The 22,889-nt window shown below is 63.2% G+C and carries 24 protein-coding genes, 4 tRNA genes and 1 pseudogene; 18 read left to right on the forward strand and 11 right to left on the reverse strand.

The features are described 5' to 3' along the window. Nucleotides 1-5: 5 nt before the first annotated feature. Nucleotides 6-338: a DUF4156 domain-containing protein gene (locus K5658_RS06835; protein ID WP_221066205.1), complete on the forward strand. Its 333-nt coding sequence runs from the start codon at nt 6-8 to the stop codon at nt 336-338. Here the strand turns inward: K5658_RS06835 and tilS are convergent. The 8 genes from tilS to K5658_RS06875 all read right to left on the reverse strand — a co-directional run bounded on the left by tilS (nt 328) and on the right by K5658_RS06875 (nt 7,934). Beyond that, on the reverse strand, nt 328-1,701 hold the full coding sequence (tilS, locus tag K5658_RS06840) for a tRNA lysidine(34) synthetase TilS (protein WP_221066206.1): 1,374 nt from the start codon (nt 1,699-1,701) through the stop codon (nt 328-330). The genes K5658_RS06835 and tilS overlap by 11 nt on opposite strands. A 39-nt stretch (nt 1,702-1,740) precedes the next feature. Further along, on the reverse strand, nt 1,741-2,706 hold the full coding sequence (gene accA, locus K5658_RS06845; protein ID WP_221066207.1) for an acetyl-CoA carboxylase carboxyl transferase subunit alpha: 966 nt from the start codon (nt 2,704-2,706) through the stop codon (nt 1,741-1,743). A 33-nt stretch (nt 2,707-2,739) separates the two neighbouring features. Further along, on the reverse strand, nt 2,740-3,459 hold the full coding sequence (locus K5658_RS06850) for a dienelactone hydrolase family protein (protein WP_221066208.1): 720 nt from the start codon (nt 3,457-3,459) through the stop codon (nt 2,740-2,742). A 511-nt stretch (nt 3,460-3,970) separates the two neighbouring features. After that, complete coding sequence (locus K5658_RS06855; RefSeq protein WP_221066209.1) at nt 3,971-4,153, reverse strand: hypothetical protein; 183 nt, start codon at nt 4,151-4,153, stop codon at nt 3,971-3,973. Between the two features lie 550 nt (nt 4,154-4,703). Then, nucleotides 4,704-5,312: a PEP-CTERM sorting domain-containing protein gene (locus K5658_RS06860; protein ID WP_221066210.1), complete on the reverse strand. Its 609-nt coding sequence runs from the start codon at nt 5,310-5,312 to the stop codon at nt 4,704-4,706. 396 nt (nt 5,313-5,708) lie between these two features. After that, a complete protein-coding gene (locus K5658_RS06865) occupies nt 5,709-5,984 on the reverse strand; it encodes a hypothetical protein (protein WP_221066211.1) in 276 nt (91 codons plus the stop codon). 212 nt (nt 5,985-6,196) lie between these two features. Beyond that, nucleotides 6,197-7,102 (reverse strand): zinc metalloprotease, encoded by a 906-nt coding sequence (locus K5658_RS06870; RefSeq protein WP_221066212.1) that lies wholly within the window; start codon nt 7,100-7,102, stop codon nt 6,197-6,199. A gap of 433 nt (nt 7,103-7,535) precedes the next feature. Beyond that, entirely contained in the window at nt 7,536-7,934 is a 399-nt protein-coding gene (locus K5658_RS06875) for a hypothetical protein (protein ID WP_221066213.1), read from the reverse strand. A 201-nt stretch (nt 7,935-8,135) separates the two neighbouring features. Between K5658_RS06875 and K5658_RS06880 the strand changes: the two genes are divergently transcribed. From K5658_RS06880 to K5658_RS06895, 4 genes are all read left to right on the forward strand, one after another. Beyond that, nucleotides 8,136-9,530 carry an ethanolamine ammonia-lyase subunit EutB gene (locus K5658_RS06880; RefSeq protein ID WP_221066214.1) on the forward strand — a complete coding sequence of 465 codons (1,395 nt, stop codon included), beginning with the start codon at nt 8,136-8,138 and terminating at the stop codon, nt 9,528-9,530. Then, the gene (eutC, locus tag K5658_RS06885) at nt 9,527-10,303 is read left to right on the forward strand and encodes an ethanolamine ammonia-lyase subunit EutC (RefSeq protein ID WP_221066215.1); all 777 of its coding nucleotides are present in this window, start codon (nt 9,527-9,529) and stop codon (nt 10,301-10,303) included. The genes K5658_RS06880 and eutC overlap by 4 nt, the downstream gene beginning before the upstream one ends. A 224-nt stretch (nt 10,304-10,527) precedes the next feature. Continuing rightward, on the forward strand, nt 10,528-11,316 hold the full coding sequence (locus K5658_RS06890; protein ID WP_221066216.1) for a UDP-2,3-diacylglucosamine diphosphatase: 789 nt from the start codon (nt 10,528-10,530) through the stop codon (nt 11,314-11,316). Between the two features lie 3 nt (nt 11,317-11,319). Further along, nucleotides 11,320-11,673, forward strand: a complete 354-nt coding sequence (locus K5658_RS06895) for a hypothetical protein (protein WP_221066217.1) — start codon at nt 11,320-11,322, stop codon at nt 11,671-11,673. Between the two features lie 104 nt (nt 11,674-11,777). On the opposite strand, the gene K5658_RS06900 is transcribed toward K5658_RS06895, so the two are convergent. Then, nucleotides 11,778-11,957: a hypothetical protein gene (locus tag K5658_RS06900; RefSeq protein ID WP_221067073.1), complete on the reverse strand. Its 180-nt coding sequence runs from the start codon at nt 11,955-11,957 to the stop codon at nt 11,778-11,780. Between K5658_RS06900 and K5658_RS24155 the strand changes: the two are divergent. From K5658_RS24155 to K5658_RS06915, 4 genes and pseudogenes are all read left to right on the forward strand, one after another. Beyond that, nucleotides 11,874-12,572 (forward strand): annotated as a pseudogene (locus K5658_RS24155) (alpha/beta fold hydrolase); the annotation flags it as partial. The gene K5658_RS06900 and the pseudogene K5658_RS24155 overlap by 84 nt on opposite strands. Nucleotides 12,573-12,670: 98 nt before the next feature. Further along, on the forward strand, nt 12,671-13,051 hold the full coding sequence (locus K5658_RS06905) for a transposase (RefSeq protein ID WP_221066218.1): 381 nt from the start codon (nt 12,671-12,673) through the stop codon (nt 13,049-13,051). Further along, on the forward strand, nt 13,048-13,629 hold the full coding sequence (locus tag K5658_RS06910; protein WP_246628586.1) for an IS1595 family transposase: 582 nt from the start codon (nt 13,048-13,050) through the stop codon (nt 13,627-13,629). The genes K5658_RS06905 and K5658_RS06910 overlap by 4 nt, the downstream gene beginning before the upstream one ends. Nucleotides 13,630-14,032: 403 nt before the next feature. Beyond that, complete coding sequence (locus tag K5658_RS06915; protein ID WP_221066220.1) at nt 14,033-16,030, forward strand: CehA/McbA family metallohydrolase; 1,998 nt, start codon at nt 14,033-14,035, stop codon at nt 16,028-16,030. On the opposite strand, the gene K5658_RS06920 is transcribed toward K5658_RS06915, so the two are convergent. Beyond that, nucleotides 16,027-16,869, reverse strand: a complete 843-nt coding sequence (locus K5658_RS06920; RefSeq protein ID WP_221066221.1) for an EcsC family protein — start codon at nt 16,867-16,869, stop codon at nt 16,027-16,029. The two genes, K5658_RS06915 and K5658_RS06920, sit on opposite strands and share 4 nt — an antisense overlap. A 148-nt stretch (nt 16,870-17,017) precedes the next feature. Here K5658_RS06920 and K5658_RS06925 point away from each other — a divergent pair, with 148 nt between their 5' ends. Next, nucleotides 17,018-17,233 (forward strand): hypothetical protein, encoded by a 216-nt coding sequence (locus K5658_RS06925; protein ID WP_221066222.1) that lies wholly within the window; start codon nt 17,018-17,020, stop codon nt 17,231-17,233. A 10-nt stretch (nt 17,234-17,243) separates the two neighbouring features. Here the strand turns inward: K5658_RS06925 and K5658_RS06930 are convergent, their stop codons facing one another. Beyond that, nucleotides 17,244-18,761: a R3H domain-containing nucleic acid-binding protein gene (locus K5658_RS06930; RefSeq protein WP_221066223.1), complete on the reverse strand. Its 1,518-nt coding sequence runs from the start codon at nt 18,759-18,761 to the stop codon at nt 17,244-17,246. Between the two features lie 248 nt (nt 18,762-19,009). On the opposite strand from K5658_RS06930, the gene K5658_RS06935 reads away from it, so the two are divergent. The 8 genes from K5658_RS06935 (at nt 19,010) to K5658_RS06970 (ending at nt 22,813) form a co-directional block, all read left to right on the forward strand. After that, a tRNA-Pro gene (locus K5658_RS06935) sits at nt 19,010-19,086 on the forward strand. 1 nt (nt 19,087) lies between these two features. Next, nucleotides 19,088-19,164 (forward strand) — tRNA-Arg (locus tag K5658_RS06940). A 16-nt stretch (nt 19,165-19,180) separates the two neighbouring features. After that, nucleotides 19,181-19,256 (forward strand) — tRNA-His (locus tag K5658_RS06945). A gap of 23 nt (nt 19,257-19,279) precedes the next feature. Continuing rightward, nucleotides 19,280-19,355, forward strand: a tRNA-Lys gene (locus tag K5658_RS06950). 422 nt (nt 19,356-19,777) lie between these two features. Then, on the forward strand, nt 19,778-20,491 hold the full coding sequence (locus K5658_RS06955) for a DUF3313 domain-containing protein (RefSeq protein WP_221066224.1): 714 nt from the start codon (nt 19,778-19,780) through the stop codon (nt 20,489-20,491). 76 nt (nt 20,492-20,567) lie between these two features. Continuing rightward, on the forward strand, nt 20,568-20,954 hold the full coding sequence (locus K5658_RS06960; RefSeq protein ID WP_221066225.1) for a hypothetical protein: 387 nt from the start codon (nt 20,568-20,570) through the stop codon (nt 20,952-20,954). Nucleotides 20,955-21,018: 64 nt separating this feature from the next. Beyond that, nucleotides 21,019-21,903, forward strand: a complete 885-nt coding sequence (locus K5658_RS06965) for a hypothetical protein (RefSeq protein ID WP_221066226.1) — start codon at nt 21,019-21,021, stop codon at nt 21,901-21,903. Nucleotides 21,904-21,946: 43 nt separating this feature from the next. Next, nucleotides 21,947-22,813, forward strand: coding sequence for a DUF2092 domain-containing protein (locus tag K5658_RS06970; RefSeq protein ID WP_221066227.1), 867 nt, complete (start codon nt 21,947-21,949; stop codon nt 22,811-22,813). The last annotated feature ends 76 nt before the right edge of the window (nt 22,814-22,889 follow it).

Consider the following 22,889-nt stretch of genomic DNA (forward strand, 5'->3'; position numbering starts at 1 on the left):
GTTAGATGGGCAGGACAAGGCGATTCGGGACGTTGGCGGGCGCGGTGTTGCTGGGCATCATGGCGGGTTGCGCCTGGGTCGATCTCAAGCCGCAGGGCGAGAAGGTCCGGGTGCTGTCGAAGTCGGAAGTAGGGCGCTGCAAGCCGCTGGGCCAGGTCACGGCCAATACCACGGCGACCCTCGGTTTCATCGCCCGCGGCAAATCCGTGGTCCAGGAAGAGGTGTACCGGCTGGCCCGCAACAACGCGGGCGGCATGGGCGGCGATACCATCGTCGCCAAGGGGCCGCTGCTGGAAGGCGAGCAGTCGTTCGATGTCTATCGCTGCATCAATCCGTAGCGGGGTTTCGCGGCAGGGCCTGGGCGGGCCGGGGCAAGGCATGCCATTCGATCGCGATATTCCGCCCCGTCCCGTCCCCCGCGAACTCCTGGCAAATCCACCATTTCCCCACCGCCGCCAGCCGTCCATCCATATAGACCAAGGGCGTCCGCTCCCGCACCCAGGGCGGAATCCCGGCCTCCTGGAATAATTTCTTGAGTTCCCGCGCACCGGCCCGGCCCAGGGGGCGGCAGGTTTCGCCGCCTTGCCGGTAGCGCACGCTGATGGCTGCCGTCCGCCACAATCCGGGCGCGATGCCGGGTCCGTCCGTGGGTAGGGCGATGAGTTCGCCGTTGCCGTCCGGCAGGACCAGGGGCGCGGGGCCGTTCCAGGCGATGACGGCCTGGCTGTCGAACGGCCCCGCGGGCGGCAGCAAATACAATTCGTTGCGGTAGCGGCGGATTTCCCCTTCGCGCCAGCGTACGGCGGGACTGCGCTCGGGGTGGGCGTTGAGGGCGCAATCCAATACCTGTCCCAACACGCGGGCCGAGGGCATACGGAAGCCCTGGGACCCGATCCATTCGCGCAGGACCAGGCGCCGGTCCGCCGCCGTGTAATCCAATAAACGGTCCACATACAGCGTTTCCCGCTCCGGGTTCAGCGCCGCGTGGCAGAGGTCGCGGGCCAGCGCCGCCAGGGTGGCCTGGGCCTCGGCGCAGTGTTGGGCGGAGCGGCTGAGGGTGGCGTTGACGGCGGGCCAGCGTTCGGCCAACGCGGGCAGGATACGGTGGCGGATGAAATTGCGGTCGTAGCCCAGATCGCGGTTGCTGGGGTCTTCCACCCAATCGAGTTTGAGCGCCTCGGCATAGCCCCGCAGTTCGGCGCGGCCATGCTCCAGCAAGGGCCGCAGCAGGAAACCGGGGCCGAACGCCGCCCGCTCCGGCATCGCCGCCAAACCCGGCAGTCCCGCGCCGCGCAGCAATTGCAGCAGCAAGGTCTCGGCCTGGTCGTCCCGATGCTGGGCGGTGAGCAAGGCATCGCCCGTCCCCATCAGCGCTGCCAGGGCTTGATAACGGGCGGCGCGGGCGGCTTCCTCGGGGCTTTGGCCGGGGCGGGGCCGGGCATCGACCCGCAGCAAACGGAACGCCACGCCCTCGGCCTCGCAGGTGGTCCGGCACTGTTCGGCCCAGTGTTCGGCGGCGGTTTGCAGACCATGATGGACATGGACGGCGGTACAGCGGAAATCCTGGCGGGCGCGGGCCAATTCGGCGCACAGGCGCAGCAATACCCGCGAGTCTAGCCCGCCGCTATAGGCGATCCAATAATGGGGGGAGGGCGGATGGCGGGCGAGATTGGCCCGCAAGCGGGCGGCGGAGGGGTTCATGAAGGAACGGGGCGGGCGGGGATTCCCGCCCCGGCGGCCTCAGGCATTGGCTTCTTCGTAGACGCCATAGCTCATCAAGCGGGCATAGCGCCGTTCCAGCAATCCCTCCATGGGGGTGCGGAGCAGTTCCTCCAGGTGGCGCTTGATCGCCGCCTTCAGGTTGTTGGCGGCTTGCTGGCGGTCGCGGTGGGCGCCGCCCAGGGGTTCGGGCACGATCTCGTCGATCAGCTTGAGTTCCCTCAGGCGTTCGGAGGTGATGCCCATGGCCTCGGCGGCGAGTTCGGCCTTGTCGGCGCTCTTCCACAGGATCGAGGCGCAGCCCTCCGGCGAAATCACCGAATAGGTGCTGTATTGCAGCATCAAGAGCCTATCGCCCACGCCGATGGCCAGCGCCCCGCCCGAACCGCCCTCGCCGACCACGGTGCAGAGGATCGGGGTGCGCAGGGTCGCCATCTCGAACAGGTTGCGGGCGATGGCTTCGCTCTGGCCGCGTTCTTCCGCGCCGATGCCGGGGTAGGCGCCGGGCGTGTCGATGAAGCAGAGGATGGGCAGGTGGAAGCGCTCGGCCAGGCGCATCAGGCGCAGCGCCTTGCGGTAGCCTTCCGGGCGCGGCATCCCGAAGTTGCGGTGGATTTTTTCCTTGGTGTCGCGGCCCTTCTGATGGCCGATCACCATGACCGGCAGGCCGTCGAGCTTGGTCAGGCCGCCGACGATGGCCGGATCGTCGGCATAGGCGCGGTCGCCATGCAGTTCGTGGAAGTCCCCGAAGATCAGTTCCAAGTAGTCCAGAGTATAGAGCCGTTGCGGATGGCGGGAGATTTGCGAAATCTGCCAGGCGGTCAGGGAGGAAAACACCGATTCGGTGAGCTTGCGGCTCTTCTCTTCGAGGCGGGCGATTTCTTCGCTGATGTTGATTTCGTTGTCGAAACCGACCCGTTTGAGCTCGCCGATCTTGGCTTCGAGTTCGGCGATGGGCTGTTCGAAATCGAGGAATTTCAGGTCCATATTGTGGTGATCCCGGCGCGGACGGAAAAGCCGTTATTTTAACACTTCGGCCAGGAAATCCTTGAGGCTTTCCCAGGAGCGGCGGTCGGCGGTTTCCTGGTAGACCGTGCCGAAACCGGGGTCGTTGGCCTTGGGGTTGGTGAAGGCGTGGACGGTGTGGCCATAGGCGTGGATTTGCCAATCGGCCCCGGCAGCGGTGAGTTCGTGGCCCAGGGCCACCAGTTGTTCCGGCTTGACCATGGGATCGTCGAAGCCGTGCAGGGCCAGCACCTTGGCCTTGATCTTGTTGTTCCCGGTGTTGCCGGGCGGGATGAACAGGCCATGGAAGCTCGCCACGCCGCGCAGGTCGGCCCCGGTCCGCGCCAAGTCCAGCACGCACAAGCCGCCGAAGCAAAAACCCATGGCGGCGACGCGGCGGCCATCGACCTCGGGTTGCAGGCGCAAGCTGTCGAGGGCGGCGGCGATCCGGCTTTGCAACAAGGCGCGGTCTTGCATGAAGGGCTGCATGAGCTGGGCGTTCTCTTCCGGTCCCGAGCCCAGGACGCCCTTGCCGTACATGTCGAGGGCGAAGGCGGCGTAGCCGAGTTCGGCCAGTTTCCGGGCCTTGTCGCAGACGAAATCGTCGCGGCCCGCCCAGGCATGGGCGATCAGCACGGAGGGCAAGGGTTGGGCGCGGCGGTCGTCGTAGGCGAAAAAGCCTTCGAGCGCGGTGTCGGCGTGGACGTAATCGACGGTGCGGGTTTGGATCGCCATGGGCTTATCTCCGGTCGGGAAATGGGGGGCGTCGCTATGCGGTGGGACGCCATCGGCGGCGATACCCTAGCAGAATGCGGGCCGGGAACGCCATGGTTGCGGGTGGGCGATATCCAGACTCCGGGATTGGGTTTCGATGCCGATCATCGGTGGCCGACCGAAACGGAAGCGAACCATACGGTTGCTGGGGAATGACCGAAACATCGGCCCGGTGGGCAGGGGAGTGCTTGGAAGAATGAGAAGGATGGCGGTGGGATTTTCGCTTGCGAACCGGCCAAAAAAACGACGGCTTACTCCTGGAACAAAAAGTATTAAGAAGAAGCCGTCGGGAAAGTGGACTTTGCCGAAAGTTCTCTCGGGTTCCGTGTACGAGTAACTAAACCATCGACATGAACCGGGATTGCCACATCCAACAAAGTCTGCTGAGGTTTTTTTTACTGGGATGCCCCGTCTGCGCCGCTAGGATATTTCCGGGCTGGGCAGGCGGGGCATAGGTGCTTTTACCTTATTATTATTTGGCGTGCTGGCGTTCGATCTGCTTTTCCACCTCAGCCTTCGATTCGGCCTGGGCTTGTTGATTCTTGACGCCGGCTTCCAGATCATCACGCGCACCGCGCATGGCGAACACGACAACGACCGCTAAAAGGATAACGCCGCCGATGTACAACCAAAAATTGTCTTTCTCTTGTTCCATATTTACCTCCTCAGTCTTTCGTCTTTCGTTGATATTGAAAAATTACGCCCTTCTGGTTGGGGCGTGAATAAAATATCGAAGATCAAAGGCTGTTTGGTTACAAAACCGTGTAAATTTCATTTCAAATGAATTCGTAATAAATGAAGTTATCATAAAAATTTCATGATTAGATTGCCGTGCTTGCCGTGTGCCGTATTCATGAACCGGCGGGCCGTTGCCGCCCGCGACGACGGCATATGCGCGGCCATGTCCGATCCTTTGCGGGAATGCCCATGGACCTTGCCCACCGAGGCCCGTGCGCGGACCCGACAAAACCGCTTGGCGGTACGGGTGGGATGGAAGCGGAGGGGGGTTGATGAACGGTCCGCGTTGGCGGCGACGCATTGGAATGGCGCGGAACTGCGGGGGCCGTTTGCCCGGAGCGGACCGGGCGGGCGGAACCAGCGCGGCCAGGGTCCGCGCTGGTCGCAGCGTCTATATCAAGCCGATGGGTCGCGAGGAAACCTTCGAGGATGTCTCCTGGCGGGGAAGGATCGCGGGCGCTGGGGATTCAAGCCGCCGCTGATTTCCGGCGCGGGGGGCGGGCTTTCCTGCTCCATAGGCCGGTCGCGCCCGCGATCATCAGCCAAGCCGATGCCGGTTCGGGTACCGCGGCGACCTCGGTGAACTTTGCCCAGGTGGTATTGCCGGCCGCGCTGTAGTTGTTGAGGAAGGTGCTTTGGGCAATGATGAAGAAGTTGGGGAATGGATTGCCTATATTGGCTGATGATATTAATAAGCCAGGAATGCTGAAAAAGCCGCCACCAAGATCGAGAACCGGAAAGATGATGCTTATAGTCTGGGTATAGGTGGTGGCAATGCCGTTGATACCGTTGGGAAGGTTTGCGGAAGTGAAGCCGGAGGCCAGGAGCGCCGAACGAAGGGCGGTGTTTGCAAGGCCCGCTTCCGTGGGGGTGCTAAAGTCGAACTGGTTGCTGGGCCAGAGGGTCGATGGCGAACCATCCCCGAAGGACACATCGTAATGATGGCCGCTGGTCGTCACCAAATCGTCGATGCCCATCAGGGTTTGGCTGGAAACCACAAAGCTATAGGCATGGGAAACAGGGCTGCTGACCGCCAACAATAGGCCCAGCGCCGCTGCAAGGGTGGTTTTTTGCATGGGAGTAAGGTCTCCAGATAAATAGAGGGATGGTTGCGACTACCTCCATAAGGTTATTAGTCAAGGCCGGGTTTGCGGCCTTGTTTAATTTATAGGTTATGGAGTCCTGGATATGCGGTGGAAATAGGCGAATATCGAGGATTGAAGGCTAGCATGGGGGGCTCTGGTGCGTCAATATTATGGAAATTTTGGGTTTCCACCCGCGATTGCCGGGGACGGGCCCGATATTTCCCTTGACTTGGCTCCACCCTGTTTGTGGTGGCCTGGGTTCGTTGCGGACCCGGCAAGCCTATAGCACCCTCCAATTATAACCGCCCTCATCGAGGCACCGACCCAGATCGATAGGATGGATGCCGCCCGGTTAGGCGAAGTCCGCGACGGAATCAAAAGGACGGTTCAATCGGCTTCTTCTTGTTGGCGGACCAGCGAACCCTCCGGTTTATATAGGAATTCGTATTCCCTGCCGTTTTCTTTGAATTCTATGGCGTAGGCCGGACCGTCCGCGAAGCGCCGGGCCTCGTACTCCACGTCCCGAGCATTCGGGTGCGCCCGTTCGAAGGCATCGAGTACGGCTTTCGGAACTCGATCCTTGCCGATATCGTTGGTATCGGCATGCGCTGGACCGAATACCGCCAAATACGTTGCAAACCCAACAAGCATCTTGGTCTTCATGAATTCCTCCATTCGGGCATCGAACGACTACGCTGCGGAATGCGGATGATTGGGGAGAAGCGCTGTGCGGTCAATCCTGGGTTTGTGTCGATTTGTGTTCCCGTACCCCGGAACGCTCCGCGCCCGCCGCCGCTTTCGATGGGTGCTTTGTCGGCCAGGGTAGGGTGGGGCGGGCGGTTATTTCTGACCTCCTGGGCGGTGGAGAATATCCATCAAGGCACCAACGAGGGTTTGAATGCCAACACCTGGGCCTGCATACGCTTGACTTGGCCGATGCTGAAACCGGTCATACAGGCATCGGCGCTGTAATCCATGTAGTTGGTCACCGGGTCTTTGCCTAGTTTGTTCGCGCAGGTATCCCTTTTGACGGGGCAATCGAAATTTGGGGTGCGCTCGATGGCCGTGTCGCCCACCAAATCATTATCCACGGTGCAGCTGGTGCGGTCATCGTCGAAAGTATGATAGAGGCCCAGATAATGTCCGATTTCATGGGTGGCGGTATCGCCTTCCCCATAAGGGGCCGGGCCGCCTGGGAGCGACCGGTAACTCAATACAACCCCGTGCATCGCGCTCGATTCCGCATACATATCTGGAAAGGTCGCGAAGCCGAGCAAACCAGAGATGCTATTGCAGGTATAGGCATTCAAGGTATGGGTGGGATCGACCGCCAATTGTTTTTTATAGACGGGTTCCAACGCCTCGTTATCCAGGCATTGATCGAACCAATCGGCGCTTTCCGTCCTATCGGTGCCGGCCAGCGAAAACTGGAATCCACTGCCTTGATAGGCATTGTTCAAAACCGTGATCTGCTTGGCGATGACCGCGTCCGAAACATTGCCTTTGGGTTGGCCGGACACGACCTTATAGATGACATGGAACCAAACCGGGATGGTGACGGGCTGGTTGGGCGGCGGGAAGGTTTTGGCGGCCTGCCTGCTGGCGGTATTGAAAATGGATTCGCTTTGCAGTTTCTCGGCCATGTTCCGCACCGGGGTTCTGCATTTCAGCTGGGGTATTTCCTCCGCCGTGGCATACGGTGCCATACCGGTCGCGCCAAGGAAGGTGACAAGGCAATAGCCGCCGAGCAGGTTGATCCTGGATTGGGTTTTATCGTGCATATGGGTTATCTCCTAGCCTAGTATATGGACATCAACGGCTGTTTCAGTGCCGGTGGAGCCGGCGGGCGCGCAGGAATGGCGCGAAGATCATGCGCCCGCGAGACGAACGGGGTCTACCGCAGTTCCACTACCCAGGCTGTCCTGGCCGTGCCGACCGGTATCGATGGCTGGGTGCCTCTCGGTGTAGCTAGGATGGCGTGCGACGTAATTCGGCGTGATCCAGGCTACGGACTTTGCCGCCATTCGATACGGTCGGGGCGCTAGCTGTTGGGAAAAGCGGAAGGCTGGGCATGGCGGGTTTCCACGTTCCGCTTGGCGTAGGACGGAAAGCAGGGTTTCCACATTGGTATTTCCAAGCCGAGCTTGGGAATGAGTGGCCATGTTTCCTATCGAAAACGCGCCAAGCCTGGGGGGAAGTGGAAAGGCTTTGTAGTCAGGCCGAGATAATGGCCGCGACCACGATCCCGGCGATGAGGTTCCCGAAGATATCCACGAAGAGTTCCCGCGTGAAAAAGGCCGCCGGACTCATTTTGCCGATTTTCTGGCTTTTGCTCTTTTCAGGGAGTTTGATTTTGCCTTCGGCGATTTCGCGGATCGAATCTTCGACCAGGGCGAGAACGCCGGCTTCGGTATGGTGGGCTGGATGGTATTTGATCAACAAGGTACCGGTAATGATATTCGGCTCGGCATGGTATATCCCTTTGGCTTCGGGTCGCTTGAGCAGCCGGAGTTTCAGCAGGTCGGCGATGGCGGGCTGGTTTTTGATGCAGGCCGCCCGCAGGCGTATTCTATTGGGGACTTTGTTGTGGGCGATGGCTATCGAGGTTGGCATGTCACCGTGCATAAGGGTTTACCGTGGATGGATAATACGGATCGAGTGGAAAATATTTGGCCATGGCCTGGAGGAATGGCCCGTGAGAATGGCGCGGTTTCCAAGTATAACAAAATGCCGGGGATGGCGCGGGAGGGTGGGTGTCATGATCATGTCATGCTGGGATGTTAAATAGGGGTTTAATCCTTTTGTCGTTGCGCGATGCTTTATACCGATACCGCCGGGGGTAGGCGTTATTCATTCCCCGATCTTAAAACCCTGCTGGGCAAGGCCTCGCCCTTGCGTTCGGCGGACCAACTGGCCGGACTCGCCGCCGAGTCCGAGGCGGAACGGGCCATCGCCCAGCGCGTGCTGGCCGGGGTGCCCTTGCGGCGCTTCCTGGAAGAGCCTTTGATCCCGCCCGAGCAGGACGAGGTCAGCCGCTTGATCTTCGAGCGCCACGACATGGCGGCCTTCGCGCCCATCGCCGGGCTGACCGTGGGCGAATTCCGCGAATGGCTGCTGGCCGACACCACGCCAGGCGTGGACATAGAATCCATCCGGTCCGGCCTGATGCCGGAAATGGCGGCGGCGGTCTCGAAACTCATGCGCAACCAGGATTTGATCGCCGCCGCCCGGCGTTGCCGGGTGACGACCCGGTTCCGCAATACCTTGGGGCTGCCGGGACGCTTATCGACCCGCTTGCAGCCCAACCATCCCACCGACGATCCCCAGGGCATCGCCGCCAGCCTCCTCGACGGTTTGCTGTACGGCAATGGCGATGCGGTCATCGGCATCAACCCCGCCACCGACAGCCCGGCCAATGTGGCCGGTTTACTGCGCCTATTGGACCGGATCATCCAGGAATACGCCATCCCCACCCAAAGTTGCGTGCTGGCCCATGTCACCACCACCATGGAATTGATGCGGCGGGGCGTGCCGGTGGATTTGGTGTTCCAATCCATCGCCGGGACCGAGGCGGCCAACCGCGGTTTCGGCGTGGACCTCGCGCTGCTCGGGGAAGCGCGGGAGATGGCGCTTTCCCTCAACCGCGGCACGGTGGGCGACAACGTGATGTATTTCGAGACCGGCCAGGGCAGCGCCTTGTCCGCCGAGGCCCATCATGGCATCGACGCCCAGACCTGCGAGGCCCGCGCCTATGCCGTGGCCCGCGAGTTCGCGCCGCTCCTGGTCAATACCGTGGTGGGTTTCATCGGGCCGGAATATCTCTACGATGGCAAGCAGATCATCCGCGCCGGGTTGGAGGACCACTTCTGCGGGAAGCTCCTGGGCCTGCCGATGGGTTGCGATGCCTGCTACACCAACCACGCCGAGGCCGACCAGAACGATATGGACAACCTCATCACCTTGCTGGGCGTGGCCGGTTGCACTTATTTCATGGGGGTGCCGGGGGCGGACGATATCATGCTGGCCTATCAAAGCACCTCGTTCCACGACGCCTTGTATCTGCGCCGGACCTTGGGGCTGCGGCCCGCGCCGGAGTTCGAGGACTGGCTGGACCGCATGGGCATTTTCGATGGCCGCAACGCCTTGGCCGGGAATCCGGCCCCGCGCCTGTTGGGAGCCGTCCACGATTTGGCGGGAGGTCCGGCATGAACGACGGCGCTTGGGAACCGCTACGCCGTTTCACCCAGGCCCGCATCGGCCTGGGCCGGGCCGGCCACGCCCTGCCCACCGGGGCGTTGTTGGATTTCCAACTGGCCCATGCCAGGGCGCGGGACGCGGTGCATCTGCCTTGGGATATCGAAGGCTTCGCCGCGGCGGTGCGGGCGCTGGGCAGCGAGTGCCTGATCCTGGAAACCCCGGTGGCCGACCGTGGCGAATACCTGCGCCGCCCCGACCTGGGCCGCCGCTTGACCGAGGCGGCCCGCGCCCGCGTGGCGGCTTGGGCCGGGCCGGATATCGATATCGCCTTGGTCGTGACCAACGGCTTGTCGTCGGCGGCGGTGGAGGCGCATGGCCTCCCTTTGTTGCGGGCGATCCTGGAACGCTACCACGCGCTGGGGTTCAAGCCCGGCCCGGTCTGCGTGGTGGGGAATGGGCGGGTGGCTGTGTCCGACGTTATCGGCGCGGCGCTCAGGGCCCGTTTGGCGGTGATCGTGGTCGGCGAGCGGCCCGGCCTCAGCGCGGCGGACAGCCTCGGGATTTACCTAACCTATGGTCCCAAGGTCGGCAATACCGATGCCGGGCGCAATTGCCTATCCAATATCCGCCCGCCCGAAGGGTTGGACTACGCCGCCGCCGCCGCCAAGCTGGCCTATCTGACGGTCGAGGCGCTGCGGCGGGGTTTGTCCGGGGTGGATTTGAAGGACGAGATGGCCCTGCCGGGCCGGGACGGCGCGGTTCTCGACGCCATCCCGCAGCTTTGAGCTTGCGCCCAAGGAATTTGGGAGTCCGCGTGGAATCCGGCGGGTCGAACAGGATTCGACCCTGGGAAATACCGGGTTTTACGCCGCCGTTTTTCATCTTAATGCAACGGTTTTCGCGGTAACTTGGGCGCGTTTCCCTTGGACGGCCCCGAGGGCGCGGGTCCGGTCCGCGCCGGGGCCGGCCTCGCCCCAACCTTTTTCCATCGCGAGAGTAGCGACCAACGATGCAAGTTCGAGCCATCTTCATTTCCGATGTGCATCTCGGCACCCGCGCCTGCCAAGCCGCCCGTTTGGTGGATTTCCTGCGCGAACATCCTTCCGAATACCTTTATCTCCTGGGCGATATCATCGATTTCTGGGCCATGAGCCGGGGCGAAATCTATTGGTCCAGGGCGCAGAACACCTTCGTGCAGAAGGTGCTGAGGCGCGGCCGCCATGGCGACAAGATCATCCTGGTGCCCGGCAACCACGACGAAGCCCTGCGCGAATACCTGGACATGGCCTTCGGCGACATCGTCCTCAAGGGCGAACACGTCCACACGGCGGTGGACGGCAAACGCTATTTGCTGCTGCACGGCGACGATTTCGACCAAGTCACCCGCTACCACCGCTGGGTGGCGGTGCTGGGCGACGTGTCCTACAACTTCCTGGTGCGGGTGAACGCGCTCCTATCCTGGTTGCGCCGCCAATTCAAGCGGCCCGGTTATTGGTCCTTGGCCGGCTACGCCAAGCGCAAGGTCAAGACGGCGGTCAATTTCATCTTCGATTTCGAGGATTCGGTGTTGCACCATGTGCGCGAGCGCGGTTTCGACGGCGTGGTCTGCGGCCATATCCATTGGGCCGAGATCAAGCAAATCGATGGCTTGTCCTATATGAACTGCGGGGATTGGGTCGATAGCTGCACCGCCATCGTCGAACATCTGGACGGGCGCATGGAATTGATCGTATGGCACGGCGACCTGGCCGCGCCCGAGCAACCCGAAGCCCCGGTCAGCCAAATCGCCACCGCCTGAGCCATGGACGCCCCCGCCAAGACACCTCCGAATGAACCGGCCCACACCCAAGGTGGCGGCGCCGGGCCGCCGGAACCGGATATTCCCGTCCGCGACCTGCCGCGCGATGTCGGCTACCTCTTGCTCGCGGGCGGGCTGATCGGTGTCGTGGCACCGGGCATCCTGGGGCTGGATATGCTGGCCTTGGGCACTTTGATCCTCTGGCCGGGCAACCAGCGGCGGGTGGAACGCTGGTTGCAAGGCGATCCTTCGACCCCGAAATTCCTGCGCGGCAGCCTGAAACAGGTGGAGCGCTTCCTCGACAACCTGGAAAAGCGCTATCCCCGGCTCGACCCGCCCAAGCCGGGCCGGTCCTAGCCACCTCCCACCTCCCACCATCTCCCACGGGATGTCCGCCGCGCCCGTTCCCAAGCCGGGCTTGGGAACGGGTCTCCATGTCTACGCCCAGCCAACAATCCCGGCTAAAGGAAGCCCCGGTGGATGCCGATGATTAAGGCAGCCACCGGGCCGGTGCGGCCCATCCTCCCGCGATTTTCCAGACCCAGGCAAGGACCCCGATGGACAAGGCGCGCATCCAACGGAAAAACAACGTCCATATACGCGGAAACCCAGCCGCGCAAAACAGCTTGATCTTCGTCCATGGCTTCGGTACCGACCAGTCGGTTTGGGATGGGATCGTCCCCGAATTTTCCGGGGATTATAGGGTTATCACCTTCGACAACGTGGGTTCCGGCGGTTCGGAACCCAGCGCCTTCATCCAACACCGGTATTTGGGTTTGCAGGGGTACGCGAACGATTTGCTGGAGCTTTGCCGGGCCTACGCGGTCGGGAAGTCCTGCGTGGTGGGGCATTCTTCCGGAGCGATGATCGGTGCCCTCGCGGCCGTCGCCGACCCGTCGCTGTTTTCCAAGCTGGCGCTGCTATCCGCCTCGCCCCGGTATTTGAATGACGGGGAATATATCGGCGGTTTCACGGACGGGGATTTGCGCGATACTTATAGCGCGGTCGTGCGGAACCTGCCGGATTGGATTGGCACAATCACGCCGAAAATCTTGGGCGGCCTGGAACAGCCGGAATTGGCCCGGCATTTCGCGGAAACCCTGCTGGGTATCAAGCCGGAAAATGTATTGACCGATCTTTGCGCCATCCTCCAGTCGGATTGCCGCGAGGAGATAAAACGCATCTCCATCCCCACCCTGATTATCCAATCCACCGAAGATTATTTCGTGCCCGCCGCGGTGGCCTATTATCTATACCGGAATATCGCGGACAGCACCCTGGCCATCATTCCGGCGCGGGGGCATTTTCCGCATGGCTCTATCTGTGTTCCGGGGTCTTCCACTAAGATGGTCGGATGCAGACATCCATCATATCAATCAAGCACTTGGTCAGCGAAGCGCACTGCTACGAGACCATCCGGCAACTGCGCTGGCAAGAGGGCGTCTACTGCCCGCACTGCGACGGGGGCGAGGCCATCCGGCGCGGCTACGACGGGCCGGATCGGCACCTGCGGCGCTACCAGTGCAAGGCGTGCGGTAGGCGCTTCGACGACCTGACCGGGACGGCGCTGTCCGGGCACCACCAGCCCTTGTCCGTATGGGTGTTATGCCTGTACTTCATGGGCCTAAACCTGTCCAACGCACAGATTGCCCAGGAACTGGACCTGAACAAGGACGACGTGCATTCCATGACGGAATGTCTGCGCGGGGGTCTCGCCCAAAAAAAGCGCCTGTGACGCTATCGGGGGTCGTCGAGTGCGACGAGACCTACGTCGTGGCCGGACACAAGGGCCAGCCGGAGAAGGTCGCCGAAGCCGGACGCCCGCCGCGCCGACGGCGGCTGAAGGGCGCACGGGGGCGCGGCACCAAAGCCACGGAGAAGCCGCCCGTTTTCGGCATGATCCAGCGCTCCGGCGAGGTGGTCATCCGGCTGCTCGACAACGTCCAACAAAAGACGATCAAGCCCTTGATCTCGCAGACCGTCGCGGCGGGGACGCTGGTGAACACCGACGAATATGCCATCTACGGCAAGCTGACCGACTGGGGCTACGGACACAAGACGGTCAACCACTCGAAGGGCGAGTATGCCCGTGACGAGGACGGCGACGGCTTCCACGAGGTCCACGTCAACACCATGGAAGGCTTCTGGTCGTTGCTCCGCTCCTGGCTGCGGCCCCACCGGGGCATCTCGCAGGCCAAGTTGCCGCTATACCTGGGCTTCTTCGAATTCGTCTACAACGCCAAGCGGCGCGGCAAGCGATTGTTGTCCGCACTGCTGGAAGGCTTGCTCAAGAAGACCCCGGAATCCATATAGAGCCTTCCGCATTTGAGCGCGCCCGCCGAGGTCGCCGCCGCCTTGCGTGGTTTCCTATGAATCCGTCGGGCGCGGGGGATGGCCTTTGTCCAACACGGCGGGATAAAGCGGGCACGGCGGCGGCGGGCGTGTATCGAATTGGCGAGAGATGCGATGCGGAGTCGGCATCGGGCGCTCCCTGGCGGATACCGTGGTTTTGCGGTTGGACAAGATAGGGCCTTTGGGTTCGGATAGACTCGACTATATTTCCTGGTATCCTTCAATCCCTCTTGGGATCGATATCTCCAGACCGGTCGCCATCTGGCGGGTGGGGGGCAAGGCTTGCTTGGCGTTTTTAATATGGGATGGAACCCACTGGGTTTCCGGCCATCGATGTGGGCGGCGCTCACCGGAGAAAAAAATAGTGATCGAATTGATAAAGCAGAGAAAACCATCATATCTGATGTTTTTGGCTGGCTGGGCGGGCCTGTCGCCCCTGGCCCAGGCCGGGCACACCGCGCGCATGTTGGAACCCACCTATGTGGTCGCGGGCCAACCGGCCGCCTTCAAGTACGAGCTGACCGTCGGCGAGCAGGGGATTCCGGTGGGCGGGAGCGTTGTGGTGGGTTTCCACCACGCCTCGAAATGGCAGCCGCGGTTGCAATTCGGCCAGCCCACCTTGCCCGCCTACGTCAAGGTGACGGGCAAGGTCGCCAATAATTTCAAGATGAGGTTTCAAAATGTCGGTCCCACCTCTTTCGCCAAGGCGGAGGACAACCTATACCACATGGTGATCGTCGCCACCGTGAGCAAGACCGCCCTGGTGCCGGGCGAGGTGGTCACCATCAGCATCGGCAGCGCCCAATACGGGGGCATATTCCAGATCATGGCGGACGACCACCATGAATTGCGGATCATGGCCGACACCAACGCCGACGGCAAATTCGAATGGGTGGCCTCGCCCCAGTTCGACATCATCCCGGCATCGACCCACCACCTGCTGATGGTCGCGCCTTCGCAAGTCACCGTGGGCCAGCCGTTCAATGTCCAAATCCATGCCGAGGACGCCCACAACAACTTTGTCAACGGCACCTATTTCTCAACCCCCGTGCCCACCTATAACGGGAAGGTCACGATCATCGACGAGAGCGAGGGGGTGCTGGCGACCGGCGTCCAGATCACCGATGGCTGGGCGAGCGTGCCGGTACGGGTATCCAAGCCCGGTCCCCATTGGCTCAAGGTCAGCGACGGGGCGTCGGGCGATGCCGGCGGCAGCGGCGAAGGGGGCGGAACCTCCGGGGGCAACGATGGGACGTTGGCGGGTGTCAGCAACCCCTTCAAAGCCTTCGCGGCGGACCCCGAATACAAGATATATTGGGGCGATGTCCACGGCCATACCAAGGGGTCCGATGGCTTGGGCGAATCCCAGGAGCAATATTTCTGGTACGCGCAAAAAGCCCAGCATTTGGATATGTGCGCCCTGAGCGACCATGGCCAGAAAATGTGGCCGCAAACCATGGCCGCCGTCCGCTCGTTCTATCAGCCGGGGGAATTCGTGACCATCCTTGGTGCCGAGGCCAGTTTGAAAGGGGGGCATGTCAATGTCTATTTCAGGGGGGATACCGCCGCGCTCCTTCCAAACAAGTGGAACCTGATGAACCATGTCACCTTCATCAATGCGGTCGCCCAGCAATTCGGGACCGACGCCCTCATGGGACCGCACGCCTTCTCCCATGCCACCACCGAACCCTATCCTTTCAGCTTCTGGAACGACACGGTCGAGCGCTTCGTCGAGGTTTATTCGATGCATGGCACCAACGAATATCCCGGCAATGCGCGGCCGATGGCGCAGGCCATCCAAGACCCCGCCCATTTCCTGCAAGGGGGTTTGGTCGCGGGGCGGCGCTTCGGGGTGATCGCTTCCGCCGATGGCCATGATTCCCATCCGGGGCGGTCGTTCGGCGGGGTTTATCCCACCGGGCTGGTGGCGTTCCGCGCCAAGGAACTGACGCGGGACGCCATCTACGACGCTTGGCGGAACTATCAGGTCTACGCCACCAGCGTGGAGCGCATCTACCTGGATTTCTCGATCAATGGCTCGTGGATGGGGGCGGCGCTGACCACCGGCGATCCGGTCCAGGTGCATTACGAAGTGATCGGGCAGGATAAAACCTTCAAGGCCGAGCTGCTCCGCAATAACATGGTCATCAGGACCGATACCACGACCAACGGGACGGTCACGGTCGATTTCCAGGATACGCCCCCCGATCCCAATAATTATTATTATCTGAGGGTGTCGCAGGCCAATGGCGAACGGGCTTGGTCCACCCCGATCTGGGTCGATAAGCCGCCCGCCCCGGATGCGCCGCCCGCCGCGGCCAAAGCACCGCGCTCGGCAAAGAAGCGGGCACGCTCTTCCTAAACCCCGTGGGTCAGCCTTTCATATTCGGCCCGCGTCAATTCCAGCCCGTAGGTCCGCTCCAGGCGGCGCATGGTGAAATGGGCGCGGGCGATCTCCTGGAAATGCTCGATGAACACCATGTTGATGAGGCTGCCGGTACCCGCGCCCAGGAGCGGGACCATTTGCAAGGCGGCTTTCTGGCTCACCGCCACCCCGAAGCGGGCGGCGATCTCGGCGATGAAGCGCACCAGCCCCGGCGGGTTCATGCGCACGATGCCCACGGTCGCCACCCGCTCGGAAATCCGGGTGAGGTGCATCCCCAGCGCGATGCGGATGCCGTAATAGCCGATATCGGTGGCGTCGTCGCTGGGCGAGCGTCCGCCCAGCGCGAATACCTCCATGCAGGCCAACCGGGTTTCCTCGTCGTCCAGGTCCTCGCCCTGGGCCTGGGCGATATCGGCGATGGAGCGCAGGATGATGCCCGAAGTCACCGGCAATTCGGCCAGCACGGCGGGCAGCCCGAACAAACCGCCCACCGCGCCCGACAGCATCCCCATGGCCTTGTGCAAACGGGCGTTGCCGCCGCGGCCGGGGCGCTTGCCCAGCGAGAGGATGGCGATCCGCAAGGTGCGCTCCAGATGGCTGCCGAGGCTGGCCTGCATCCGGGCGTGCCAGCTTTCCGGCAGCGCCTTGAAGAAGCGTTGGATCGGGGCGCCGATGCGGCTGGTCATGCGGGCCGCGAAGCCGGGGCATTCCAGGCGGCGATGGGCGAGGCGCAGGGCTTTAATATCCTCGGCGGAAAGGAGCGGGGCGCTGGCCGGGAGCAAGCGGGTAGCGGAGCTATCGGATATGGCGTTCATGGTGGCGGACCCAAGTGGCGGTCACGGATGGAGCGGAAGATGTTAACCCAAACCAAACGGCCCGGACCCAGGTCGTCGGTCGGGCCGGCTTGAGCGCCCGGCCCGGTTCGGGCATAGTCGGGGCTTTCCCCATTCCGACCTTCCGACCATGAATATGATCCGTGTCACCGGCCTGGCTGTGTTGCTCGGCCCCGTCGCGGGCTGCGGCCTCGACCACCTGGACCGCCTCGCCTACGGCACCGCCGCGGCGATCCAGCAACAAAATTGCCTGGACAGCCCCGTGGCCCGCAAGCAGGACTGCTTGCAAACCGAAACCTACGATCAATACCAGCGCCAACGCGGCGAAGCCGATCCGCCGGGTTGAGTCCGCAAGCTCATACCGGATAGATCACCAAGCGGCGTTCCGGCTCCACGCCGACGCTCTCGGCCACCAGGCCATGGCGGGTGACGATGCGGTGCTGGATACGCCGTAGCGTGGAAGGCCGGGGATCGAGTTCGGCCTTGACCCCGCCCGCCTTCACTTCCCGCACCGCCCGCTCGGTTTCCCGCACCATGTCGTCCACCTCGGCTTGGTCCTGCCCATGCGCGATGTTGAACAGGCTGGCCAGCAGCGAGCGGATCTGGGCCGTGGTGTTTTTCTTCACCCCATGCACGCCCACCCGCGAGCGGTCCACCAAGCGCGACAACTTGGGATCGTCTTCCCGCGCCCTCAGCGTCAATACCAACTCGGCTTGGTCGGGGAATTTCACCGTGCGGGCCTGGAGCCGCAGGTCGCGGATCGCCCGGTCCACCGAGTCGCGGCTGAGGGCGTAGGCGTAGACGCGCACCGGCCTGTCGCCTTGGGCCGGGAAGGCGCGGGGTTCCGGTCCGGTGTCCGCGGGCCAGGGTTCGGCGGCGCTGTCCCCGTCTTCCTCGTCGGAATCGGATAGGAAGCGGCGCACGCCCCGCGCCGGGTGGCCGCGCAGCAGGTTATCCACGGCGCGGGCGGCGTCGGGATGGACGATGACTTCCCCACGGCTGACGATTTCGACCACGGCGTCGAAGGTGGGCGCGGCCTTGCGCTCGCTGATGGTCTTCTGGGTGCCGCGCAGCCGGGCCTCGTCGTCGCCCAGGATCACCGTCTGCACGCCGCCGACCAGGTCGCTCAGGGTGGGATTGCTCACCAGGTTGTCCAGGGTGTTGCCGTGGGCGGTACCGATCAATTGCACGCCGCGCTCGGCGATGGTGCGGGCGGCCATGGCCTCGCCCAGGGTGCCGATCTCGTCCACCACGATGACCTCGGGCATATGGTTCTCGACGGCCTCGATCATGACGGCGTGTTGGCGGTCGGGCGCGGCCACCATCATGCGCCGCGCCCCGCCCACCGCCGGATGGGGAATATCGCCATCGCCCGCGATTTCGTTGGAGGTATCGACGATGACCACGCGCTTGCCGAAGTCGTCGGCCAAGACCCGCGCCACCTCGCGCAGCTTGGTGGTCTTGCCGACGCCGGGGCGGCCCAGCAGCAGGGTGCTCTTGCCGCTCTCAATTAAATCGCGGATCAGATCGATGGTGCCGGACACCGCCCGCCCCACCCGCAGGGTCAGGCCGATGATATCGCCCCGGCGGTTGCGGATGGCCGAGACCCGGTGCAGGGTGCCCTCGATGCCGGCGCGGTTGTCGGCCCCGAATTCGCCGACGGCGCGGACCACCGCGCCCAGGTCTTCGCGGTTGACCGGATGCCCGGACAAATCGATGGCGGCATGGACATAGCGGGCTTGGGGTGGACGGCCCAGGTCGAGGATGATTTCCAACAATTCGGCGGGTTCTTGCCGGGCCAGGGCGGATTTAATGTGGCTCGGCAACAAGCGGGTCAGCAGGTGCAGGTCGTCGGTGGCGGAGTGGCTATTCACGGGCGTGTTTCGGGTGGGGCGGGGGGTGTTTTGGCTTGTGGGCGGCGTGTGCATCATACACCCTGGGCGGGTTGGGCCGAGGGCCGTTTATGGCTTGGATAGGCGGGATAAGCGGCGGTTCTGGGCTTGGCCCGGACCCGGCCCGCGGCTGAAAAAAACAACTTCAAGCGTTGACGGACTAATCCGACATCGGTATTATTCGCGCTCTTGATGGTTCGCCTCGTGACCGACCTGAAAGAGTAATCGTCCGGGGTATAGCGCAGTCTGGTAGCGCGTCTGCTTTGGGAGCAGAATGTCGGGGGTTCGAATCCCTCTACCCCGACCAAGCGCTTGTAGCTCAGCCGGATAGAGCATCGGCCTTCTAAGCCGAGGGTCGCAGGTTCGAGTCCTGCCAAGCGCGCCATCTACAGAGTTCCATGGTGGCTGTAGCTCAGTTGGTAGAGCCCCGGATTGTGATTCCGGTTGTCGTGGGTTCGAGCCCCATCAGTCACCCCACCCTTCCCAAGGGTAAAGTTTTCGGGTCGTTAGCTCAGCTGGTAGAGCAGTGGACTCTTAATCCATCGGTCCAAGGTTCGAATCCTTGACGGCCCACCAATAAAAAGAAAGCCTTACGAGAAATCGTAGGGCTTTTTTATTGCCCCCGGTTTCACGTAACGTGAAACCCCACCTACTTGACGGCCCTGAGCTTCGGTGGTTTGTATTGTAGGTAAGCCCGATCTTTGGCACAAAGATGCAAGGTCTTTGGCCCCTACCCCACAATCCATCCCGCCCGGCGCGGAGGGCGACCGCCGGGCATTCTGTGATTCCCTACGGCCTAGGCTGGCTACTAGAATGTCACTGTCCTTGGGGCGCGGCCAACCCGGCTTACACTTTGCCCCATGGACCCTGGTGGTTTGGACCGGGTGTTTCCGTGCCGCCCGACCCAGGATGGGGCCGATCCGGCCAAGCCGCCCATGATTTCCCAAAACGGTAGTAAAAAAACAGTTCGATTTCCTAATTTTTGGAGAAAACAGCACATGACCCACGCACCGAATGGCACCTGTTCCCGCGCCGCCGCGCCTCTGCTGGTACTGGGCTTGTTGGCCCTGAGCGCTTGCTCCACGGTCCAGCAGGCCAAGCTCAAAGAGGATGGCCTGGCCTGCGGCTTCCTGGGCAGCGTCTGCACCAAGCTCACCCCCGGCGGCAAGGACCAAGCGTCGCTGCGCTATATCAATCCGACGGCGAAATGGACCCAGTACAACAAGATCATGGTCGCGCCCGTGAGCCTGTGGGGTGGCGATATCACCAAGGTGTCCGGGTCCGACCAGCAGATGTTGGTGGATTTCTTCCATCAGCAACTGGTGCAGGAATTGGGCAAGAAACTCCAGGTGGTCGATAAGCCGGGGCCGGGCGTGTTGAAGCTGGACGTGGCCCTGTCCGACGCCGAGGCCGCGACCCCAGGGCTCCGCAGCGTGTCTATGATCATCCCGCAGGCGCATATGATCAGTAACCTCAAGTATTTGGCGACCGGCTCCTTTCCCTTCGTGGGCGGGGCGCAGGGCGGGGCCAAGCTGAGCGACGCCCAGTCCGGCGAAGTGCTGGGCGCGTGGGTGGACCGCCAGATCGGCGGCGGCAATTTCACCACCGGCTTCCAATGGCAATGGGGCGACGCCGAGAACGCCATCACCGAATGGTCGAAAAAAATGGCGGAGAAACTGACGGCCTGGACCTCGGGCACGGCCACGCCGTAATTCCCCTTTCCCCGGCGTTTGGGTCCGGCTAGGCTAGGCCGGGCCCAGGTACCGTTTACCCTTTGGGAGCATCATCATGGAAAACACCGAACGGATCGGGGCACGGCGGGCCGGGCGCTTCCCGGCGTGGTTGGCGCTGGCGGGCCTGGGCTTGGCGCTGGCCGGTTGCGTCACCGACACCGAGTTCCTGGCGCAGAATTCCTCGGCGGCCCTGAGCGCCGCCGAGGCGCGGGGCGGTTTCGAGTTGGGGTGCGACGGCGTCCAGTCCAGGGTGCTGAGCCAGAAGGTCGTCCAGGGTGTCCAGGGCGGCTATGGTTGGCGCGGCGCGGGGGCTTGGGCCGGGCCTTGGACCGAATATACCGTCGGCGTCAGCGGTTGCGGCAAGCGGGCCGTGTATATGGTCGTGTGCCGCGACGAGAGCGCCTGCAACGCCTTTTCGCAGACGGCCCGGGTGATCGATTAGCCCGGCCGGCGGGGCGGCGGTTTCCGCGCCCCGGTCATCATTTTTTCCTAGGAGGCAAGCCAATATGAGCGGATATAGATACGGCCTGGTCTTGGGCTTGGCGGCGGCGACCCTGTCCGCCCCGGCGGGGGCGTGGGTGGGCTACCACGGCGGCGGCGAGGGCGCGGCGGTGGGGGAGCGGGGCGCGGCGAGCTGGAACCATGGCTCGGGGCAGGCGGAAGGGCGCTACGGCGGTTCGGCCTCCTGGAACCAGGGCTCCGGCAGCGCGACCGGTGCCTATGGCGGCAGCGCCTCCTGGGACCGCGGCGAAGGCGGCACGGCGACCACGGCGCGGGGTGGCTCTGCGTCCTGGAGCGGCCACGATTCCGGCAGCGTCAACACGGCGCAGGGCGGTTCGGCCTCCTGGAACCAGGGCACCGGCAGCGCCGAAAACCGCTATGGCGGTTCGGCCTCCTGGAACCACAACACCGCCACCGCCACCACGGCCTATGGCAATTCGGCGACCTGGAACCGGGGCTATCCGCCGCCGCCGCCGCCGGCCTACCATCCGCCGGAAACCGCCTATTACCACTCGACCACGGTCTACGCCGCGCCGCCGCCCCCGGCGTATTACCATCCGCCGGTGGCGGTCTATGGCGGTGGGGGGTGTTGCTACGGTTGCTGCAACTCCAATGGCGAGGCGGTGGCGGCGGGCGTCGCCGGACTGGCGGTCGGGGCCATGGTGGGCGCGGCGGCGACCAAGTCGTCGCAGCAAGCCTCCACCAACACCACCGTGGTGGTGCAGCAATCGGCGGAACCCATGCCGGTCGGCACCCGCGTGACCAGCCTGCCCGGCGGTTGCGTCAACACCATGGTGGGCAGCGCCGAGTACTACCATTGCGGCGCGACCTGGTATAAGCCTTATTTCGGCGGCTCCGGCGTCTACTATCAAGTGGTCATGGCCCCTTGAACCGCCCAATCCGAATGACAACACCACTCATGGAGGATCGATCATGCGAGAACACCACACCCGCCGCGCCTTATTCCTGTCCGGCTTCCTGGCGCTGACCCTGTTCGGTTGCGCCCACGGCCCCAAGCCACCCGCCGCCCCGGCGCAGCCATCCCCGGCCTCCGCCGCGCCGCCCGCGTCTGCCACGGGCGAAAACCGGCCCGCCCCGGTGATAGAGCAACGGGCCTTGGACCTACTCAAGCAAATGAGCCAAACCCTGGCTTCCACCAAGTCCTATACCTATAGCTCGCGCAGCACCATGGAGGTGCCGGGCAAGACCGGGCAATACCTGACCTTCTTCTCCCGCGCCGACGTGGCCCTGGAGCGCCCCGACAAACTGCGGGCCAAGGTCGGCGGCGATATCCCCAGCTTCCAGATCGTCTACGACGGCAAGCAGGTCGCGGCCTACGACCCCGACAAGAACCTCTACGCCACCGCGCCCGCGCCCGCCACCCTCGACGACACCCTGAAAATGCTGATGGACCAATCCGGCGTTTATTTCCCCTCGTCCGATGTGATGGTCAGCGATCCCTACGCCACGATGACCCAAGGCTTGCAAAGCGCCTTCGTGGTCGGCACCAGCACGGTGGATGGGCTGCCCTGCCAGCATCTGGCCTTCATGGCGCCGGGCATCCACTGGGAAATCTGGATCGAGACCGGGAAACACCCCTTGCCCCTGCGCTTGGCGGCGACCTACACCGACGCGGCCAATTTCCCGAGGTTCCAGGTCGAGTTCGCGGATTGGAATTTGAAGCCCAGGCTGGCCCCCGGCGCGTTCGCTTTCAAACCCCCGGCGGGTGCCAAGCGGATCGAATTCGCCAGCGAGAAGGGCGCGATCCTCAAGCAACTGGAAGGCGGTCCCCAACCCTGAGCCGGCGGGCATCCCAGGGCATGGGCCGGGCGGGCAGGCCGCGCCCGGCCCATCTTGTTTCCAAACCAAAACCATC

Origin of the sequence: Methylomagnum ishizawai (assembly GCF_019670005.1) — a bacterium.
Classification (GTDB): domain Bacteria; phylum Pseudomonadota; class Gammaproteobacteria; order Methylococcales; family Methylococcaceae; genus Methylomagnum; species Methylomagnum ishizawai.

What these genes read in the sequence shown, in the direction of transcription:
- K5658_RS06875 (WP_221066213.1), bottom strand. Translation starts at nt 7,934, where the DNA reads ATGCCAACCTCGATAGCCATCGCCCACAACAAAGTCCCCAATAGAATA.
- tilS (WP_221066206.1), bottom strand. Translation starts at nt 1,701, where the DNA reads ATGAACCCCTCCGCCGCCCGCTTGCGGGCCAATCTCGCCCGCCATCCG.
- K5658_RS06895 (WP_221066217.1), top strand. Translation starts at nt 11,320, where the DNA reads ATGGACGCCCCCGCCAAGACACCTCCGAATGAACCGGCCCACACCCAA.
- K5658_RS06890 (WP_221066216.1), top strand. Translation starts at nt 10,528, where the DNA reads ATGCAAGTTCGAGCCATCTTCATTTCCGATGTGCATCTCGGCACCCGC.
- K5658_RS06960 (WP_221066225.1), top strand. Translation starts at nt 20,568, where the DNA reads ATGGAAAACACCGAACGGATCGGGGCACGGCGGGCCGGGCGCTTCCCG.
- K5658_RS06925 (WP_221066222.1), top strand. Translation starts at nt 17,018, where the DNA reads ATGAATATGATCCGTGTCACCGGCCTGGCTGTGTTGCTCGGCCCCGTC.
- eutC (WP_221066215.1), top strand. Translation starts at nt 9,527, where the DNA reads ATGAACGACGGCGCTTGGGAACCGCTACGCCGTTTCACCCAGGCCCGC.
- K5658_RS06850 (WP_221066208.1), bottom strand. Translation starts at nt 3,459, where the DNA reads ATGGCGATCCAAACCCGCACCGTCGATTACGTCCACGCCGACACCGCG.
- accA (WP_221066207.1), bottom strand. Translation starts at nt 2,706, where the DNA reads ATGGACCTGAAATTCCTCGATTTCGAACAGCCCATCGCCGAACTCGAA.
- K5658_RS06860 (WP_221066210.1), bottom strand. Translation starts at nt 5,312, where the DNA reads ATGCAAAAAACCACCCTTGCAGCGGCGCTGGGCCTATTGTTGGCGGTC.
- K5658_RS06970 (WP_221066227.1), top strand. Translation starts at nt 21,947, where the DNA reads ATGCGAGAACACCACACCCGCCGCGCCTTATTCCTGTCCGGCTTCCTG.
- K5658_RS06965 (WP_221066226.1), top strand. Translation starts at nt 21,019, where the DNA reads ATGAGCGGATATAGATACGGCCTGGTCTTGGGCTTGGCGGCGGCGACC.
- K5658_RS06855 (WP_221066209.1), bottom strand. Translation starts at nt 4,153, where the DNA reads ATGGAACAAGAGAAAGACAATTTTTGGTTGTACATCGGCGGCGTTATC.
- K5658_RS06905 (WP_221066218.1), top strand. Translation starts at nt 12,671, where the DNA reads ATGCAGACATCCATCATATCAATCAAGCACTTGGTCAGCGAAGCGCAC.
- K5658_RS06920 (WP_221066221.1), bottom strand. Translation starts at nt 16,869, where the DNA reads ATGAACGCCATATCCGATAGCTCCGCTACCCGCTTGCTCCCGGCCAGC.
- K5658_RS06835 (WP_221066205.1), top strand. Translation starts at nt 6, where the DNA reads ATGGGCAGGACAAGGCGATTCGGGACGTTGGCGGGCGCGGTGTTGCTG.
- K5658_RS06865 (WP_221066211.1), bottom strand. Translation starts at nt 5,984, where the DNA reads ATGAAGACCAAGATGCTTGTTGGGTTTGCAACGTATTTGGCGGTATTC.
- K5658_RS06880 (WP_221066214.1), top strand. Translation starts at nt 8,136, where the DNA reads ATGCTTTATACCGATACCGCCGGGGGTAGGCGTTATTCATTCCCCGAT.
- K5658_RS06870 (WP_221066212.1), bottom strand. Translation starts at nt 7,102, where the DNA reads ATGCACGATAAAACCCAATCCAGGATCAACCTGCTCGGCGGCTATTGC.
- K5658_RS06900 (WP_221067073.1), bottom strand. Translation starts at nt 11,957, where the DNA reads ATGGACGAAGATCAAGCTGTTTTGCGCGGCTGGGTTTCCGCGTATATG.
- K5658_RS06955 (WP_221066224.1), top strand. Translation starts at nt 19,778, where the DNA reads ATGACCCACGCACCGAATGGCACCTGTTCCCGCGCCGCCGCGCCTCTG.